At 69.8% G+C, this 17,885-nt stretch carries 14 protein-coding genes; 6 read left to right on the top strand and 8 right to left on the bottom strand.

Annotation, left to right across the window (positions count from 1 at the left end):
* Window positions 1-230: 230 nt before the first annotated feature.
* Window positions 231-1,304: a LacI family DNA-binding transcriptional regulator gene (locus ACIOD2_RS31245; RefSeq protein ID WP_400545863.1), complete on the bottom strand. Its 1,074-nt coding sequence runs from the start codon at window positions 1,302-1,304 to the stop codon at window positions 231-233.
* Window positions 1,305-1,354: 50 nt separating this feature from the next.
* Entirely contained in the window at window positions 1,355-4,078 is a 2,724-nt protein-coding gene (locus ACIOD2_RS31250; protein ID WP_400545866.1) for a glycosyl hydrolase family 95 catalytic domain-containing protein, read from the bottom strand.
* A gap of 251 nt (window positions 4,079-4,329) precedes the next feature.
* Between ACIOD2_RS31250 and ACIOD2_RS31255 the strand changes: the two genes are divergently transcribed.
* The 6 genes from ACIOD2_RS31255 to ACIOD2_RS31280 all read left to right on the top strand — a co-directional run bounded on the left by ACIOD2_RS31255 (window position 4,330) and on the right by ACIOD2_RS31280 (window position 9,597).
* Window positions 4,330-5,277, top strand: coding sequence for an NAD(+)/NADH kinase (locus ACIOD2_RS31255; RefSeq protein WP_400545869.1), 948 nt, complete (start codon window positions 4,330-4,332; stop codon window positions 5,275-5,277).
* A 295-nt stretch (window positions 5,278-5,572) separates the two neighbouring features.
* The gene (locus ACIOD2_RS31260) at window positions 5,573-6,901 is read left to right on the top strand and encodes a sensor histidine kinase (protein WP_400545872.1); all 1,329 of its coding nucleotides are present in this window, start codon (window positions 5,573-5,575) and stop codon (window positions 6,899-6,901) included.
* A 75-nt stretch (window positions 6,902-6,976) separates the two neighbouring features.
* A complete protein-coding gene (locus ACIOD2_RS31265; RefSeq protein WP_400545875.1) occupies window positions 6,977-7,396 on the top strand; it encodes a roadblock/LC7 domain-containing protein in 420 nt (139 codons plus the stop codon).
* On the top strand, window positions 7,393-7,752 hold the full coding sequence (locus ACIOD2_RS31270; protein ID WP_400545878.1) for a DUF742 domain-containing protein: 360 nt from the start codon (window positions 7,393-7,395) through the stop codon (window positions 7,750-7,752). Before ACIOD2_RS31265 ends, ACIOD2_RS31270 begins: the two co-directional genes overlap by 4 nt.
* The gene (locus ACIOD2_RS31275) at window positions 7,733-8,341 is read left to right on the top strand and encodes a GTP-binding protein (RefSeq protein WP_400545881.1); all 609 of its coding nucleotides are present in this window, start codon (window positions 7,733-7,735) and stop codon (window positions 8,339-8,341) included. The genes ACIOD2_RS31270 and ACIOD2_RS31275 overlap by 20 nt, the downstream gene beginning before the upstream one ends.
* Window positions 8,338-9,597 (top strand): cytochrome P450, encoded by a 1,260-nt coding sequence (locus ACIOD2_RS31280; protein WP_400545883.1) that lies wholly within the window; start codon window positions 8,338-8,340, stop codon window positions 9,595-9,597. Before ACIOD2_RS31275 ends, ACIOD2_RS31280 begins: the two co-directional genes overlap by 4 nt.
* Window positions 9,598-9,618: 21 nt before the next feature.
* Here the strand turns inward: ACIOD2_RS31280 and ACIOD2_RS31285 are convergent, their stop codons facing one another.
* From ACIOD2_RS31285 to ACIOD2_RS31310, 6 genes are all read right to left on the bottom strand, one after another.
* Entirely contained in the window at window positions 9,619-9,978 is a 360-nt protein-coding gene (locus ACIOD2_RS31285) for a hypothetical protein (protein WP_400545886.1), read from the bottom strand.
* Between the two features lie 71 nt (window positions 9,979-10,049).
* On the bottom strand, window positions 10,050-11,264 hold the full coding sequence (locus ACIOD2_RS31290) for a cytochrome P450 (RefSeq protein ID WP_400545889.1): 1,215 nt from the start codon (window positions 11,262-11,264) through the stop codon (window positions 10,050-10,052).
* Window positions 11,265-11,418: 154 nt separating this feature from the next.
* Window positions 11,419-11,607, bottom strand: a complete 189-nt coding sequence (locus tag ACIOD2_RS31295; RefSeq protein ID WP_400545891.1) for a hypothetical protein — start codon at window positions 11,605-11,607, stop codon at window positions 11,419-11,421.
* A gap of 118 nt (window positions 11,608-11,725) precedes the next feature.
* The gene (locus ACIOD2_RS31300; protein WP_400545894.1) at window positions 11,726-13,330 is read right to left on the bottom strand and encodes a beta-1,3-glucanase family protein; all 1,605 of its coding nucleotides are present in this window, start codon (window positions 13,328-13,330) and stop codon (window positions 11,726-11,728) included.
* 359 nt (window positions 13,331-13,689) lie between these two features.
* Entirely contained in the window at window positions 13,690-16,446 is a 2,757-nt protein-coding gene (locus tag ACIOD2_RS31305; protein WP_400545897.1) for a ricin-type beta-trefoil lectin domain protein, read from the bottom strand.
* A gap of 152 nt (window positions 16,447-16,598) precedes the next feature.
* Window positions 16,599-17,882 carry a fatty acid desaturase family protein gene (locus tag ACIOD2_RS31310; protein WP_400545899.1) on the bottom strand — a complete coding sequence of 428 codons (1,284 nt, stop codon included), beginning with the start codon at window positions 17,880-17,882 and terminating at the stop codon, window positions 16,599-16,601.
* Window positions 17,883-17,885: the final 3 nt, after the last annotated feature.

Consider the following 17,885-nt stretch of genomic DNA (forward strand, 5'->3'; position numbering starts at 1 on the left):
TGGCCTTTGGTGCGTCTCACGCACCCAAGGCTGCCTTGGGGCGTTCGGTTCAGCGCCCGGTGGAGCGCAGCGTGACCCCGAGACCCGATGTGGCCTTCGGTGCCTCTGACGCACCCAAGGCTGCCTTGGGGCGTTCGGCTCAGTACCTGGCTGAGCGCAGCGTGTCCCCGAGAACCCAAGGTGGCCTTCGGTGTGCGAGACGCAACCAAGGCCGCCCTGAGGCGTTGGGCTCAGCGCCCGGCCGAGCGCAGCGCGACCCCGAGACCCTCGCCGGAGCCACGCGGCACCAGCGTGGTCGGCAGGACCACCCGCCGCGGCCGTGAGCGGTCGCCATCGAGACGAGCGAACAGCAGCTCCGCCGCCCGCTTGCCCAGCTCGCGGGGGTCCTGCGCCACCACCGTCACGCCCAGCACCTGGGCCAGCTCCGAGTCGTCGAACACGACCAGTGCCGTGCGTGGCGCGGCGGACTCGGCGATCGCGCGGGCCACGCCGCCGACGAGGCGCGGGTTGTCCGCGAACAGGGCCGTCGGGGCGTCGGGCGTGGCCAGCAGTTCGGCGGCGGCTCGGTGCGCCGCCGCGGCGTCGACCGCGTCCGTGCGGACCGCGTGTGGTTCGAGGCCCGCCTCGGTCAGCGCGGCTCGGAAGCCGCGCAGGCGCTCGCGCGCCGTGTGGATCACGGGGGAGTGGCCGACGTAGGCGATCGCGCGGTGACCCTGCCCGAGCAGGTGCGTCACGGCCTGCCCGGCGCCCTCGGCGTGCGCGGCCAGCACGCAGTCCACCGGCAGCCGCTGCGGCGGGCGGTCGGCGAACACCATCCGCGTGCCGACGTCCAGCTCCTGGCGCAGGTGGTCGTGGCGGCGGTCGGCCGACACCACGATGAGCCCGTCGAGGCGGCGCTCGACGAACGTGCCGAGCAGCCCGCGTTCGCGCGCGGGGTCCTCGTCGGAGCTGGCGACGAGGGTGGTGAACGACCGCGCCGTGGCGACCTGTTCGATCGCGCTGAGCATCCCGGCGTAGAACGGGTCGGCCAGGTCCGCGGCGAGCACGCCGATGCCGCCCGCGGGCCGGTCGGTCCGCCGGAGCCCGACGGCGTTGCTGTTGGGCCGGAACCCGAGCCTGCGGATCTCGGCCTGGACGCGGCCCCGCACGTCGTCGCTGATGAACGGGTAGTTGTGCACCACCCGCGACACCGTCTTGACGCTCACCGAAGCGGCCGACGCGACGTCGCGCATGGTCGGCCGCCCGGTGGGCGCCGGTCCACGCCGGCCGGCCGCCGGCCGCTCGGCATCCGAGGCTCGGGTCACGGCCGGACCCTACCTCAGGCCCGGACCCTTGCCGGGCAACAGGATTCTCCCTACGTCACGCGCAGGGCGTCGATCATGCCGACGGACGTGCTGCGGTTGACGATCCGGAGGGTGTGCTGCCCCGAGGCCAGGCCGCTCTTCTGCCAGACCACCTGCTGCACCTGCCGGGCGCCGTCGGCGTGCAGGTCGACCGTCGCTTGCAACGCATTGTCCAGGTAGACCTCGACCGTGCCCATGTCGCCGTTGCGTTCGGAGAGGTACTGGATGCCCGTTCCGGTGAAGGAGTAGGTCGCCGTCGCGCCCACGACGGTCGAGTGGTGGGTGTCGTCGTTGTAGTCGCCGTAGCCGCGGTTGGTGGTGGGGAACCAGTTGCCGTCGTAGCTGACGTCGGTGTCGTTGACGAGACCGCCGCCGCTCGCATTGAGGCCGAGGGTGGACGCCGTGCCGCTCAACGCCTTCGCGCCCTGGTTCGGGCTGCCGGTCAGCCGCGTCGCCGAGTACGACGTCAGCGGCTTCGCGGTGCGTTCGACGACGTACGTGGCCCCCGAGGTCGTCGGGAACTCGAACTCCGCGGCGGTGGTGGTCAGGACGGTCGTGTTGTCCGACGTGCGCCGCACGCGGACCTGCTGCCCGCTCCACGGGTTGACGACACGGGCGGTCGCCCCCCACTGGCTGCGCAGGCCGACGTACTTCGTCTCGTTCGCTTCGCGTTCGGAGCTGACGAGGAAGCCGTTCTTCGCCAGCAGCGTGAACTTGCCGACGAACGACGAGTTCGCGGGCGCGGCCGGGAAGACGCGGATCTTGTCGTTGTACGACTGCAGCAGCGCCTCGTTCATCGCGGAGAGGTTGACGCCGTGGTATTCGAAGACACCGTTGGTGTTGCTGGTGAAACCGTTGGGGTAGTTCTGGTACTGCTGCAGCATCCGCTTCATGCCGGTGAACGTCTGGTCGCCGAGGCCGAGCCGCGCGGCCTGCACGGCGTCGTTGGCCCAGACGTTGCCGTAGGGGAACGGCCGGCTGTTCCACGTGTTCAGCGCGGTCTGGTAGTCGCCGGCACCGATGCCGGTGACGTTGTAGGGCCAGATCAGCTCCGACGCGACGTTCTCGCCGTTGCGCGTCTGGGCCAGCGGCGGCTGGTGCGGCTGGTACGCGCCGTTCTGCTGCGGGTAGGCGACGAGGTTGTCGAGGACGCGCTGCCATTCGGGGCGCAGGCTCGCGTCGGCGCCGAGCTGCTGGGAAACCTGGATGGCGATGGGGAAGATGCTGCGCACGGCGGCGAAGTCGGTGATCGCGTTCGGGACGTTCCAGTACGTCTCGTGGGCGTTCGAATTGGCCATGTAGTACTTGCCGTTGCCGTCGACGGAAAGCATGCGCGAGTAGAACTTGGCGGTCTCCCGGATGAACGGGTACGCGACGTTCCGCAGGTAGCTGTCGTCGTTGGTGTAGCGGTACTGCAGGTACATGTTGTACGCGGCTTCGTACCCGGTGGAGAGGATGTTCTTGGTGTAGTCGCTGTTGACGGTGCCGCGCGCGTTGCCGTCCCAGCCCATGGTTTCCGGCACCCACAGCCCGTCGACGCCGTACCGCGTCTGGGTGTACGACTTCAACGCGGTGTAGTTGCGGCTGTAGAGGTTGTTGAAGGTGTTCATCAGATCGGTGTGGTTCGAGGCGAGGAACGAGTTGTAGACGTCGCGCTGGTTCCAGTACCAGTAGGCGTTGCTCCACTTCGTCTGGTCACCGGTCGCGCGGAAGACGCCGTTGATGAAGTGGTACGGGTAGTTGCCGTAACCGCCGGCGGCGATCAGGTACGTCGAGAGGTAGTAGACGTTCTCGAGGTAGTCGGCGTCGCCGCCGAGCCCGCCGTACTGGACGAAGGACTTGCTCCAGAAGTTGTGCCACCAGTTCCGGTACGCCGTGTAGGTGCTCTGGTAGCCGGCGGCCTTGACCGCGTTGAGCGCGTTCTTCGCCTGGGTGACGGAGTTGTTGCCGGGGGCGTTGAGCCGGGTGCTGGCGGTGAACCACACGGTGTAGCTCGAGGTCGGCGTGATGGTGAGGCGCACGCGGCTGTTGTTGACGACCGAAGCGCTGTAGTTCGCGCCCTCGACGGTGGCCGCGAGGGTGTAGCCGAACTTCTGCGCGTCGGTCTGGCCGCGGCTGAACCCGGCGCCGGACGCGTCGGCGTAGCTGGAAACCTGGCGCCAGGTGGTGATGTCCGGCACGTCGCCGCTGTTGCCGAGGTTCGCGACGTCCCACAGCGACAGCTCCAGCGTCACGGCGCTCACCCCGCCGCGGGTGTCGTCGACGTGGATGCCCATGACCTCGGAGCCGGGCTGACCCATGACCGTGACGGTGCGGTTGCTGTCGTACTTCGTGGTCAGCGTCCCGTCGTAGAGGGACAGCCGCTGCTGGTAGGTGCTGTAGCCGGAGTCCATCGCCGGGGTGGTGGCCAGGTTGACCAGGCCGGCGCCGAAGGCGGTCTGCTGCGAGGCGTCGACGTTCGACACCTGCATGGTCAGGCCGTTCGCCTGCCAGGCCATCGCCCCGGTGCGGCCGTTGCCGACGGTCAGGCCGTAGGCCGGGTTGGTGTTCGGCCGGTTGTAGACGATGTCGTGTTTGGCCAGGTAACCGGCGTAGTCCACGTCGAGGCGGCCGGCCGAGGAGGAGAAGGCGGCGTCGCCGGGCGCGGCGACGGCCACGGGGACGGTGAGCACGGCACCCACCAGCACGGCGACGGCGAATGTGGTGGACAGGCGTCGAACGGTCGTCGTCAGCACGGGCGGCACTCCCCGACCTCGATGGCGGATGGACGTACACCTCGCGGACCTCGGGCAGAGATATGATGAATCGATCGGATCTTGAGTGATCGGCCTCGAAGTAGCTGGTCTGTATCCCTGCTAGAGCCCTGTTAAGCAGTTGTAGCAGACTCATGACACCACGTAAAGAACCGATGTCTGGACCTTTGGTGGTCGGTTACCGCGGCGGGCACGCCGGGCGTGGCGGGCGCCGGGCGGCCAGAATGGGGATCATGGCGAGTTCCGAGATCACCCGTGTCGGCGTTGTGGCGCACCCGCGGAAGCCGGTGCGCGAGTCGGTCGACGTGCTGGTCTCCTTCGCGCAGCGGCGCGGCGTCGAGCTGGTCGTTCGGGAGACCGATGCCCCGCAGGTCGGGCCCGGTGCGGCGGTGGTGTCCGACGCCGAGTTCGCGGCCGGGGTGGACGCCGTCGTCAGCCTGGGCGGCGACGGGACGATGCTGGGCGCGATGCGGCTGGCCGTCGAGCGGCCGGTGCCGGTGCTCGGGGTGAACTACGGCAACGTCGGGTTCCTGGTCGAGATCGCGCCGCCCGAGCTCGCCGCCGCGCTCGAGCGGGTGCACGCCGGGGACTTCGAGGTCGAGCCGCACAGCTGCATCGCGCTGGAGGTGGGCGACGCGGCCGCGGTCGCGTTCAACGACGTCGTCGTCGGCGGGGCCGAGCCCGGCGCGACGGTGGAGGTCGACCTGCTGGTCGACGGCGCGCAGTTCGGCTACTACCGCTGTGACGCGCTGATCCTGAGCACCCCGACCGGCTCCACCGCCTACAACTACGCCGCCGGCGGTCCGGTGATCTCCCCGGCGGCGGAAGTGCTCGCGGTGACGCCGGTCGCGTCGATGTCGGGCGTCAGCCGCTCGATCGTGCTGCCCGCCCGCGACGTCGTCACGTTGCGTGGCGCGGCCCGCAGCGCCCCGCCGGTGCTGCGCGTCGACGGGAACGCCTGGCGGCCCCTGGATCCCGCCACCCCGCTGACGGCGACCCTGCGCCCGGACGCGGCCCAGGTCGTCCGCCTGGATCCCGGCCGGCACGCGCGGCGCAGCCGGGTCAAGCTCAGCCTGCTCGATCTGCCGCTGCGGCCCGAGCAGATGGCCGAACTGCTGCCCACGGACATGCGTGAGGATCTGGCCCGCCTCCGCGAACGCCGTCAGCTGCCGGAGCACTGAACCGGGCACCCGGAATGCGGTAACCCGGGTATTCGAATCCGCGCAAGGGCAAATCCACCCCGTCGTCGAAGACGTCGATGCGGATCACGGCCGAACGCGCCCGGGAACGAAGTGAAACCTGTTCGTGATCTCGGTCGGCAAACCGAGTAGTGTTCGGGCACCAATCGGACTCGAGGAAGTGGAGCGGATGTCGGAACGACCGCCCGCACAGCATCGGGAAGAACGCCAGTCAGTCGGCCGGGCCGTAATCGGGGTACTGGTCACCGCTGTCGTCGCCGCCGCGATCTGGACTTGGGTGTCCTTGTCGGTTTCCGGTGGTCAGGGGATTTTCGTCGCGATCGCGGGCGGGGTCACCGCGATCGTCGCGTGTGTCGCGGTGTTCTTCGCGCTGCGCCGCACCGATCAGGTCGCGCAGGCGGCCGAGCAGACGCAGGCCGCGCTCGACGAAGCCCGGCAGGCACGGGAATTCGTCCGGTTCAGCGACGGTGAACTGGCCCGGCTGCTCGAGCAGACGGTGCCCGACGCGGTCCGGCGGCTGCGCGGTGGCGCGCCCGCGGACAGCGTGCTCGCCGAGGTCCCGCGCCCCGCGGACGAGCTCCACCAGCGCGTTTTGCGGCTCCTGGTCGACGAAATCGCCGTCGGGGAACGCCGCCGCGCCGCCGCGACGGCCGCCTGCGCGAACGCCGCGGGCCGGCTGCAGGCACTGGCGACCAGCACCCTGGGGGACCTGCGCGAAATGGAGAACCGGTCGTCCGACGCGATGCTCGGGGATCTGCTGAAAGTGGACCACAGCACCGCGCAGGCGGGCCGGCTGGCCGACAGCATCGCCGTGCTCACCGGCGCGCGATCGGGCCGCCGCTGGACGAAACCGATCCGGATGGAGAGCATTCTGCGCGGTGCGCTCGGCCGGATCGGCGCGTATCAGCGGGTCAGGGTGCATTCCGCGAGCGGGGTGGCCGTTGTCGGTTATGCCGCGGAAGACGTCATGCACGCGCTCGCCGAACTGATGGACAATGCCACGAAGTTCTCGGCACCGTCGGAAGAAGTGCACGTTTATGTCGAGGATCTGCACAATGGGGCAGTCATCACGATCGAGGACGGCGGCCTCGGGATGAAGGCGCAGGCCCTCGTCCGCGCCGAGCGTGCGGTGTCGCTCGACCAGCCGCTCGACCTGACGTCGATGTCGGGGACCCGGCTCGGGCTCGCGGTCGTGGGCTCCCTGGCGCGCAAGCACCAGCTGCACGTCTTCTTCCGGCCGTCCTCGCGTGGCGGGATCGGGGTGGTCATGCGCATCCCGACGCAGCTGATCACGCAGCCCCGGCCGGAAGCGCTGCCGGACGCGGAGCAGCAGCAGCCGGTCGCGAGTGCCGCTGTTGCCTGGCCCGGACCCGACACGAGCCACGAGATCGCCGGCGACCTGACCGAGCCGTCCGAACTGCCGAAACGCTCGCGCGGGCAGACGCTGACCGCCGCGTCGCGCCGGCCGCCGTCACCCACGCCGAGCCCCGCCCGGGCCGAGCGTGACTCCGGCTCCCGGTTCGGCGCCTTCCAGCAACGGCGCAGCGGCGGGGCCACCCCGTCCCGCCACGCCGCCTCGCCGGCGGACACCGGCGAGGACGCGTGACCCGCCGCCCGGCCCGTACATCCGCACCCCGCCAGATTGGAGCGAGGGGACCCGCCAGCCCGGTCCCCGGATTCGATGACTGATTCGGACAAGAGCCTCGAATGGCTCCTCGAAAACCTCGTGGCCAACACGGCCGGCGCCTGTCACGCCCTCGTGCTGTCCCGCGACGGCCTGAAGCTCTGCCACACCCAGGGGCTCACCGTCGACCGCGCCGACCAGCTGGCCGCGATCGCCGCCGGCGTCCAGGCGCTGGCGCACGGCGCGTCGGTCGAGTTCGGTGACGGCACCGGCGGCGTGCGCAACTCGATGACCGAGTTCCACGGCGGGATCCTGTTCATCGTGGAGGCCGGTGTCGGGTCGCACCTGGCGGTGATCGCCACCGAGGACGCCGACGTCGGCCTGATCGGGCACAACATGGACGAGCTGGTGGAGCAGATCGGCTCGGTCTTCACCGCCCCGCCGCGCTTCACGGCGGCCGACAACCCGGCTTCGTGACCCGCTCGGCGCTCGACGGGGAGGACCCGGACCGGCTCTACACGGTCACGGGCGGGCGCAGCAGTGCCGACGACATCGACCTCGATCTCGTGACGCTGATCGTCCGGGAGTCGCAGCCGTCGGCGGGCATGCAGTCCGAGCACGTCCGGATCCTCGAAATCGCCGCGCGGCCGACGTCCGTCGTGGAGCTGTCGTCGTACCTGGCGCTGCCGGTGAGCGTGATCAAGATCCTGCTCGCGGACCTGCTGGCCACGGGCAAGGTGTCCGCCCGACATCCGTCTTCGGCCCAGGCCGCGGGACGGACCTCCGACTCGGAATTCCTCAAGAAGGTGCTCGTTGGACTCCGCAATCTCTGAACACGACGAACGGCTCCCTCTCGCCGAGACGGCGACCGACGGCCTGAAGATCGTCATCGTCGGCGGCTTCGGCGTCGGGAAGACGACGATGGTCCGGTCGGTCAGCGAAATCCGGCCACTGAGCACCGAAGAGACGATGACCCAGGCCGGGATCGGCGTCGACCACACGCGGGGCGTGCAGGGCAAGACGACCACCACGGTGGCCTTCGACTTCGGCCGGATCAGCCTCGACGAGCAGCTGGTGCTCTACCTGTTCGGCGCGCCAGGCCAGGAACGGTTCTGGTTCCTCTGGGACAGCCTCTTCGCCGGCACCCTCGGCGCCGTCGTCCTCGTGGACGCCCGGCGGCTGGCCGAATCCTGGTACGCGATCGACCGGCTCGAGCACCACGGGACGCCGTTCATCGTGGCGCGCAACAACTTCGGCCCGCCGAAGCACAGCCTCGACGACGTCCGCGCCGCGCTCGACCTGTCCGACGGGGTGCCGCTCGTCGACTGCGACGCCCGCGACCGGGACTCGTCCAAGCAGGTGCTGATCTCGCTCGTCGACCACCTCTACACCCTGTCCACAGTCCGGGAGGGCGCATCGTGACCGGTTTCCAGACCAGCACCCCGGCGGAGACGATCCCCGCCGCGGACCGGATCCGGTTGTACGGACCCGAGTTCCAGAAGGATCCCGCCGCGCTGTACGCCCGGATCCGGCGGCAGTACGGCGGTGTGGTCCCCGTCCTGCTCGACGGCGACATCCCCGCCTGGCTGCTGACCGGCTACCGCGAGATCCACCAGGTCTGCCAGGACTCGCAGCTGTTCGCCCGCGACACCCGCCGCTGGAACCAGTGGGGCAACGTCCCGGAAGACTGGCCCCTGCTGCCGTACGTGATGCACAACCCGTCGGTGATGTTCACCGAGGCCGCCGAACACCGGAGGCGGGCCGGCGCGATCGGCGACGCGCTGTCCGCGGTCGACCAGTTCGACCTCAGCGCGCACTGTGAACGCATCGCGGACCGGCTGGTCGACGAGTTCGCGGGTTCCGGCGAAGCCGACCTGATCGCCTCGTTCTCCCAGCAGGCGCCGCTGCTCGCGCTCGCGAAGATGTACGGCATGCCCGACTCGGAGGCGCCCGCGCTGGTGCGCGACGTCGCGTTGTCCCTGGACGTCGGCCCCGAGGCGCTGCCGGCGTACGTCCGGGTGCAGGAGGCCATGGCACGGCTCGTGGCGACCAAGCGCGAGCAGCCGGGCGCGGACGTGCCGACGGCGATGATGCAGCACCCGGCGAACCTGACCGACGACGAGGTCGTCCAGGACCTGCTCGTGGTGACCGCCGCGGCGCAGCAGCCGACGGCGAGCTGGATCGGCAACACCATCCGCCTGATGCTGACCGACAGCCGGTTCGCGATGACGCTCTCGGGCGGCCGGGGGAGTGTCGGCCAGGCCCTCAACGAGGTGCTGTGGCACGACACGCCCACGCAGAACTTCATCGGGCGGTTCGCGACCCGCGACACCGTGCTCAGCGGCGTCCGCGTGCGGCAGGGTGACCTGGTGGTGCTCGGCCTGGCGGCCGGCAACGCCGACCCGCACGCCCGCCCGGACGCGGCGGCGGGTGCACTGGGCAACCACGCGCACATGTCGTTCGGCCACGGTGAGCACGGCTGCCCGTACCCGGCGCCGGAGGTGGCCGAGGTCATCGCCCGCACCACCGTCGAGGTGCTGCTGGACCGGCTCCCGGACCTGGAACTGGCCGTCCCGGCGGAAAACCTGGTGTGGCGGCCGTCGGTGTGGATGCGCGGGCTGGAGAGCCTGCCGGTGGTCTTCACCCCGGTCCACGTCGCCGGGCCGGCGACGTGGTGAGCACTCCTCGCGGGTGAGCCGTCAGGACTCCGGCCGGCGCCTCTGTGCGAGGGTGCGCCGCCGGATCCCGGCCACATGACCGGCCGGGTCCCGGTCGTACTCGGCGGCGGCCGTCCGCCAGCGAGTGAAGGCGGACGCGATGTCTTCGTCGCTGTGCAGCCAATCGAGGCTCACGCCGTGCCCGACCAGGTCGTCGCCGGTCCAGGCTTGGTCGAACCCGTGGAGGTGCAGGAGCGCGGTCCGGCACATCGGATCCGCGACGCGCTCAGGCTCGTCCTCCACCCACGGCACCGCCCAGGCGTGCGCGTCGGCCCTGGTGATGCGGCCGGCGATCAGCTCGGTCCAGGTGCGCGCCACCTGCGCCCGGTCGGGAACGGTCACCGGTGCAGGCTAACCGGCTCCGGCCCGCCGTCGAGCCCCGGCCGCACAGCCGGCCGGGGCTGCTTTTGGTGCTACGCGGGGGTGAAGGTCACCGGCAGGGACGACGGTCCCCGGGTGAACACCCCTTGTTCGCCCGGCACCGTGCCCTCGGCCAGGCGCAGGTCCGGCATGGCGTCGAGCAGCTGGTTGACGCCGACCTCGATCTCGGTCTTCGCCAGCAGCGCGCCGACGCAGAAGTGCCGGCCCAGCGCGAAGGACAGGTGGCTCGCCGCCGCGGAAAACGCTGTCTCCGTCGGAAGATCCGTGCGGAAGATGTCGAACGCACCCGGGTTCGCGAAGCGGCGCGGGTCGCGGTTCGCGGCGCCGATCAGGCAGGTGACCGTGCTGCCGGCGGGAATCGTCTCGCCGGCGATTTCGACGGCTTCCGCGGGCTGGCGCATGATCATGTGCACCGGCGGGGTGTGACGCAGGGTTTCCGCGAACGCCTTCGGGACCAGGCTGCGGTCCGCGCGCACGGCGTCGAGCTGCTCGGGGTTTTCCAGGAGGTTCCGGAACAGGCTGGCGATCGCCTTGTCGGTCGTCTCGCCGCCGGCGGCCAGCAGCAGGCTGCAGAAGGCCTTGATGTCCTCGTCGCTCATCGTGGTGCCGTCGACTTCGGTGGCGCAGAGCGCCGAAAGCAGGTCGTCACCGGGGTTCGCGCGGCGCTCGCGGATGACCGGGATCATGTACGCGGCGAGCTCGTCGTGGGTCTGCAGACCGGCCGCGGTGACGGCTTCGTCCTGGCTGAGGTTGCCGAGGAAGGCGATGATCGCGCTGTACCAGCGCTGGAACCGCGCGTGGTCGCTCTGGTCCAGCCCCAGCATGTCAACGATGACGTTGATCGGGAAATGACGCGCATAGTCCGTCACGAGATCCGCCGATCCGCGCCCGCGGAAGACGTCGATGAGCTGCGCGGAGTTCCGTTCGATCACCGGGCGGAACTTCTGCTCCAGCTCGTTGCCCCGGAACGCCGGCGCCACCAGCGCGCGGCGGATCGAGTGCTCGCGGCCGCTCATCTGCAGGATGGTCCGGCCGTGCACCGGTTCCAGTTGCCAGCCGTAGTTTTCGGTGGTGAAGGCGCTTTCCTTGAAGGCGCGCGACACGTCGTCGTAACGCGAGATGATGTAGCTCTGCATTCCTTCGTGCCAGATCACCGGTGAATGCTCGAGCATGACGTCGTAAGCGGTGTACGGATCGGCGGCGAACTCCGGAGACAGAATGTCCGGTGCGTGCCCTGCTGAAGTCACGAGACTCCTTTGCTCGGCGGTCGAGCAGTCAGGCTATCGGGGATAGTTGCCATTGCGAAAGAGTCCGGCTACGGATCGGCGGCAACGGTACTGGGTGAACCCTCGGCGGACAATTTCCAGCTCGGGGGCCACACGTGCCCGGCGGTGTCACCCGTCACCTGGGCGTGTTCGAGCACGACACCCTGTCCGAAGGTCGCTCCGGCGAAAGACACCAGGCCGCCGAAGACGGCGCCGTCCGGTTGTCCGCGGCCACCTGCTCCACGTTCGCCGAGCACACGTTGCCGGTCGCCTGGAACACGTCCAGCCGTGTCTGGTCGGCCGGGGTGCCGGTGCCGAACAGCACCAGCAGCAGCCAGAGCGTGCTGACCGAGAGGACGTGTGCTCACCACTCGACTCTGCCATGCGACAACGAAAACGGGGGACCGCACTCGCGGTCCCCCGTTCGGCCGAGCTCGGGACAGTCAGCCCCGGTGCCACTTCTGGTTCGCGCCGCCGGTGCAGTCCCACAGGACCAGGGGCGCCGCGTCGTTGCCGTTCCAGCCTGAGATGTCGACGCACTTGTTCGCCTGCGGGTTGACCAGGTCACCCGCCGCGGACAGGACGAACTGCTGGGCGGCGTTGCCGCTGCACGTGGCGATCTGGATGACCGCCCCGTTCGCCGTGGAGCCCCAGGCGACGTCCATGCACATGTTGTTCTGCGTGCGCACCGTGCCGCCGGTGAACGTCCAGTCCTGGGCGATGGTGTTGTTGCAGCCGTAGGTCTGCAGGTGCACGCCGTCGGTGAAGTTCTGGGACGGCACGTCGATGCACTTGCCGTTCCAGTCGCTGATGACGCGGTTGCCCGACGTCGGCGGCGGGGTCGTGCCGCCACCGCCGGTGAAGCTGTTCAGCGTGATGCCCGCGGAGCGGGGACTGCCGTCGTTCACCAGCGACTCGAAGTTGCCGACGTCGTCGAAGGCGAACGCGTAGGCCTTGCCGTCGGCCATGTTCGCGTGGATCAGCCGCGCGTACTGGTTGGTGGGGTTGCTCTTGTAGAAGTCGCCGGGGTTGGTGCTCGGCTGGGTGTCGATCGTGCCCAGCGTGCCGCGGTTGAGGGCAGCGCACAGCGTGCGGGAGATCGGGCCGACGACCTGGTCGTTCGGGGCGGCCAGCGCGCCGTCACAGCCCCAGACGTTGGCCGAGGACGGTTTGTTGAACGACGCCACCTGCTGACCGGCGGTGTTGGTGAAGTTCATGACGTTGCCCGACGTCCGCCCGAAGTACTTGGTGTTCGGCTGGTCGCCGAACGGGACGACGGTCAGCGTCTTGCCGGTGTAGGCGTTCCAGGCGGAGTTGATGTACGGGTCGAGGTAGGTCGTGCTGAGCTGGCCCGCGTCGGCCGCCTTGCCCGGCGCCAGCACGCGCAGCACCGTGCCGTCCGAACGGGTGTAGACGGAACCGCCCCAGCCGGACTGGCCCTTGATACCGTTGATGACGTTGTCACGCCCGTTGGCCACCAGCGTGCCGGTCGAGTTCACCGCGCCGGACCCCGTCGTGACGCTCACCGTGTGCGGGACGGCGAACATGTCCACCTGCGAGCTGTTCAGCCACAGGCCGGCGTCGTTGTAGGTGAACTCGCTCCAGTCGAACAGGATGTCGCGGTTCGAGTCACCGCCGGCCCACGGCGCCGGCTGGACGAGGCCGTCCGGGGTGAGGTAGAAGTTCAGGCGCTGCCCGAGGGAGAAGTAGACGCGCCCGGAGATGTAGCGGGGCACCTGGATCGTCGTGGTGCCGCCGTTGCCGGGGCCGGCGATGGAGACGTCGGGCGCCGGGGTCGGGGGATTGCCGCCGCCGCTCCACGGGGTGAAGGTGCCGCCGGCGTTGACGTAACCGAGCCTGCCGGTGTTCAGGTTGACCCCGAGGACGTACAGGTAGACGGCGTCGGCGCGGCCGGTGTTGTTGGTGACGGACAGGGGCAACAGCGCGGGGCCGGAAGCGGCGGCGGGCGTGGCCCCGCCGGACACAGCGGTCGACGCGACCGCCGCGAGGGCGGCGATGATCGCGGTCAGTTTTCTTCGAGTGCGCACCGGCGACTCCTTTGTCCAGGGTGGGTGGCTCCGGTTCGAATCCCGAAGGCTGGACGTGACAACGTCGTCAGCGCGCGACCATCACGAGGGGCGCGGACACCTCGGAACACTGGAGCGGGCCGAACGGGGTTACACGGGCCGAAGATCGTCGAGGGAGCAGAAGCCGACGGTAGGCCTGTGCCGCTCAGTGGGTCAATGGTCTAGACGTATATGAGAGTCAGTCGTGCAGCTGCGTTGCCCCGGCGGCCGTCGGGCCACGGCAGGGACCTCAGCGTTCGTCGATGGAGGATCCTGGCCGCTCAACGTCCCAAATCGTCCATCGACACCTCACGGCACCGCCGGGCCGCTGCCGAGGAGGCTCAGCCGCGCGACCACCGCTGGTTCGCCGCACCATTGCAGGTCCAGATGACGAACGGGGTGCCGTTGGCGGTCCCGTGCCCAGTCACGTCCAGGCACTTGCCGGACCCGGCGTTGACGACCGCGCCGCCGCTCTGCACCCGCCACTGCTGGGTGGCGGCGCCGGTGCAGTCGTAGATCTGGACCGCGGTCCCGTCGGCCGTGCCGCCGCCGGCGGTCTCGAGGCACTTGGTGTCGAAGACCTTGAGCTGGTTGCTCGTGGTGGACGTCCAGGTCTGGTTGGTGCCGTTGTTGCAGTCCCACAGAGCCGGGACGGTGCCGTTGGCCTGGTTCGCCGCCGGGACGTCGGCGCACTTGCCCGACTCCTGGGCCTTCAGGATGCCGGGGGTTTCGGCGCGCGCCCACTTCTGGTTCGCGCCGCCGTTGCAGCCCCAGAGCACCAGCGCGGTGCCGGTGGCCGTGCCGTGGCCGGTCGCGTCGAGGCACTTGCCCGACCCGGTGTTGACGACCGTGCCGTCCGTGTTGACGGTCCACTGCTGGGCGGCGCTGCCGTTGCAGTCGTAGATCTGGACGACGGTGCCGTCGGCGGTACCGCTGTTGCGCGCGTCGAGGCACTTGGTGCCGTAGACCGTCAGCTGGTGGGCCGGGGTCGCGGTCCAGCTCTGGTTGGCGCCGCCGGTGCAGTCCCACAGCGCGACGGCGGTGCTGTTGGCCTGGCTCGCGGCCGGGACGTCGGCGCACAGCCCCGACTCCTGGCCCTTGAGGATGCCGCCGTAGTTCCCGTCCGCGTTCGGGGTGACGGAGAAGTTGTCGAAGAGGTTGGTCTGGTACCCCACGACACCCACGCCGACGAGGCCGGTGGTGAACGCCGTGTCGGTGACGGTGCCGAGCGTGGCGCCGTCGAGGGTCGCGGTGATCTGGTTGCCGCTGAAGCCGAGCTTGACGTTGTGCCAGGTGTTCAGGCCCAGCGCCGCGTGGGAGCCGGACGCGAGGGTGGTGAGCACGCCGCCGCTGCTGTTCTTCGCGATGGACCACGCGCCGGTGTCGGCGACGCGCAGCTGGTAGGCCGCCTGGTGGCTCTGCGGGCGGTTCTGGGTGTTGGCCCGGCCGAGCAGGGTCACGGTGCCGGCCTGCTGCATGTCGACGTCGGTGCCGACGGTGTAGTTGCTCCACTGTGGATCGCCGGCGAGGGTGAAGGCGTCGCTGTCGTCCTGCCAGTTGATCGGCCGGACCGGGGCGACCTGCTGCAGGCACTGCCCGCCGCGGCCGGCGGTGCACGGCCGTACTTCGAACGAGCCCTGCATGTCGGAGAAGTACTTCGCGGCGCTGTGCGTGCTGTAGCCGTCGAAGTTGTCGGAGTAGGGCAGGCTCAGGTTGCCGGCCGGGGGACTGGCCGCGGTGCCCTTGCCCTGGCCGGTGGTCGTGGTGACCGTGTAGATCCGGTTCGGTTGCAGGGTCAGGGAATACGCCCCCGACGCCGGGGTGACGTCGGCCTGCTTGACGAAGTAGTCGGCCGGGTTCGACGAGCCGAGGTCGGTGGACCAGACGTGCACGGTGCCGGTGTTCAGCCCGCCCGACGCGGTGACGTTCACGGTCTGGGCGGCCGTCGCGCCGGTGGTCTCGTAGATCGTCGAGTAGTCGGTGCCGTTGGCGGGCTTCAGGGAGATGTAGCTGCCGTTCGCGCGGTTGCCGCCCAGGTAGCCGCTTGCCGAGCCGGTGAGGAACTTCCAGCCGGGCTGGGTGAACTGGGCGACCTGCGCGTTGGCCCACAGGTTCTTCCCGAGTGCGTACGCGCCGGACCACGGGGTGTTCGCGGTCGCCAGCCCCACCGTGCTGTAGGGCAGGTTCGAGTACAGCGCGGCTACCAGCGGCCAGTTCATGAACCCGGTCATCTGCCCGTCGAGGTAACCGCGGGTGATGGTGCGGATGTAGGCGGCCGAGCCGGTGTTGAAGTCCTGGGAGCCGAATTCGCTGGCCCACAGGGGTTTTCCGGTCGCGACGGCGTTCGCCGACGACGCGCACGTCGTCGCGTCCGAGAGGTAGCCGCACGGGTAGTGCGAGCCGACGACGCCGACCGCGGCGTTGAACCCGCTGTCGGAGAGCATGTCGTCGGCGGTGTTCCAGCCGGTGTCGTCGCCGACGATCTGGATGGCGCCGTAGCCGTGGGAGTTCAGGGCCGCGCGCAGGTTCTTGTACCAGGTCTTGTCGTGGCCGCGTTCGTTCCAGCCACCGAGGTAGGCGATCGTCAGGCCGTGCTGCTTCGCGCAGTCGAGCCAGGAGATGTCGTAGTCGATCATGTCCTGGGACCAGAAGTTCCCGCCGCCGATCCAGCCCGGCGCGGCCCAGGGCAGCGCGACGAGCTTGATCCCCGGGTTGCGGGCGACGGCCTGTTCACCGAGCCAGAACTCGTACCCGGCGTTGCAGTTGATCTCGCCGCGCACGTGCTGGTGGCTCGGTTCGGCGCCGTCGGTGGAGTTCGCGTCGCCGCCGATCTCCAGCTTCAGCAGCTGCACGGCGGCGCCGTAACCGGGCTTGAACAGGTAGTCGAGGAGCTGCGCCCGCTGGGCGGGCGGGTAGTCGATCAGCAGGCGGGAGTTGCCGCCACCGCCGCTGATCGCGCCGACACCGTCGAAGGTGCGCCCGGTGCTGCCGCCGTTGACGGCGATGGTGGTGGCCGCGCCGGCGGGCGTCGCGGTCACCACCAGGGTCGTCGTGGTCAGCAAGGCGGACAGGGCCAAGAGGAGGAACCGGCGGAACATGGGGGTGCTCCTTCGGACAAGGTGACAACGTTGTCGATCGCCTTCGTTCCAGCGAAGTCCCGAACGGGCGGGAAGTCAAGGAACGCCGGCGAAGCTGTCCGGTGATCGGTCTTGTCCTCGGGCGCAACGGTTTGCGCCGATCGGCCCCGTCCTCAGGCGGCGCGCTCCACCTCGTCACCCCGGTACGGGCCGGGCTTCGGGCGGGCCTTCCCGCCGGGGAACGCGAGCCGCAGGATCGTGCGGTGCACGGTGCCGAGCTGCTTGGACAGCGGCCCGGTGTTGTACGGCAGGCCGTAGCGGCGGCAGATCTCCCTGACCTGCGGGGCGATCTCGGCGTAGCGGCTGCTGGGCATGTCCGGGAACAGGTGGTGCTCGACCTGGTAGCCGAGGTTCCCGCTCATCAGGTGGAAGAACGGCGAGCCGGTGATGTTCGCCGCGCCGACGAGCTGCCGGACGTACCAGCCGCCGCGGGTTTCGTCCCGCACCTCCTCCTGGCTGAACGTGTAGGTCTGGTCGGGGAAGTGGCCGCAGAAGATGATCGAGTGCGCCCACAGGTTGCGGATGATGTTCGCGGTGAAGTTCGCCCAGAACGTCGCGGCGAACGTGCCGCCGCCCTCCGCGCGGATCGCCTCGAGCTGGGCTCGCACCGCGCCCTTCCGGCGCCGGCCGCCGGCCCGGTCCGCCAGGACCCGCAGCCGGGACCGGGGTTCGGGCTTCATGAGCCGTCCCACGGCCGTCGCGGCCAATGCGCTCACGAGCGGCCAGCCGACGTAGTCCTTCAGGGCCTGGTCGCGGGCCTTGCCCGAGATCCCCTTGATGTCGTGCCACACGTCCTTCATCGGCTTCTCGCCCGCGCGGATGGCCTCGACGTCGAGGTCGTGGACGGCGACGCCCCATTCGAAGAAGGCCATCAGCAGCAGGTTGTACAGCGGCTGCGCCAGGTACGCCGGGTGCCACTTCTGGTGCGGGTCGATGCGCATGATCTCGTACCCGAGGTCTTTGTCCTTGCCCCGGATGTTCGTGTACGTGTGGTGGATGAAGTTGTGGGAGTGCTTCCACGCGGCCGCCGTCGAGGCGGTGTCCCAGTCCCATGTGGACGAATGGATGTACGGGTCGTTCATCCAGTCCCACTGACCGTGCAGCACGTTGTGCCCGATCTCCATGTTCTCCAGGATCTTCGCGAACGCCAGGCAGCCGGTGCCGGCCAGCCACGCCGGCTTGGACCGGGAGCCGAGCAGCAGGGCCCGGCCGGCCACCGCGATCTGGCGGTGCAGCTTGATGACGCCCTTGATGTAGGTGCGGTCGCGCTCACCCAGGTCGGCGCGGACCTGGTCGTGGATGGCGTCGAACTCGCGGGCGAGCTCGTCGAGCTGGTCCGCGCTCAGGTGCGCGAACGGGTGGGCGACCTCGGGGGACAGGGTTGTCGAGGTGGGCATGGG

The organism is Amycolatopsis sp. NPDC088138, assembly GCF_044741685.1.
Lineage (GTDB): Bacteria > Actinomycetota > Actinomycetes > Mycobacteriales > Pseudonocardiaceae > Amycolatopsis.

What these genes read in the sequence shown, in the direction of transcription:
- ACIOD2_RS31255 (WP_400545869.1), top strand. Translation starts at nt 4,330, where the DNA reads ATGGCGAGTTCCGAGATCACCCGTGTCGGCGTTGTGGCGCACCCGCGG.
- ACIOD2_RS31265 (WP_400545875.1), top strand. Translation starts at nt 6,977, where the DNA reads ATGACTGATTCGGACAAGAGCCTCGAATGGCTCCTCGAAAACCTCGTG.
- ACIOD2_RS31305 (WP_400545897.1), bottom strand. Translation starts at nt 16,446, where the DNA reads ATGTTCCGCCGGTTCCTCCTCTTGGCCCTGTCCGCCTTGCTGACCACG.
- ACIOD2_RS31310 (WP_400545899.1), bottom strand. Translation starts at nt 17,882, where the DNA reads ATGCCCACCTCGACAACCCTGTCCCCCGAGGTCGCCCACCCGTTCGCG.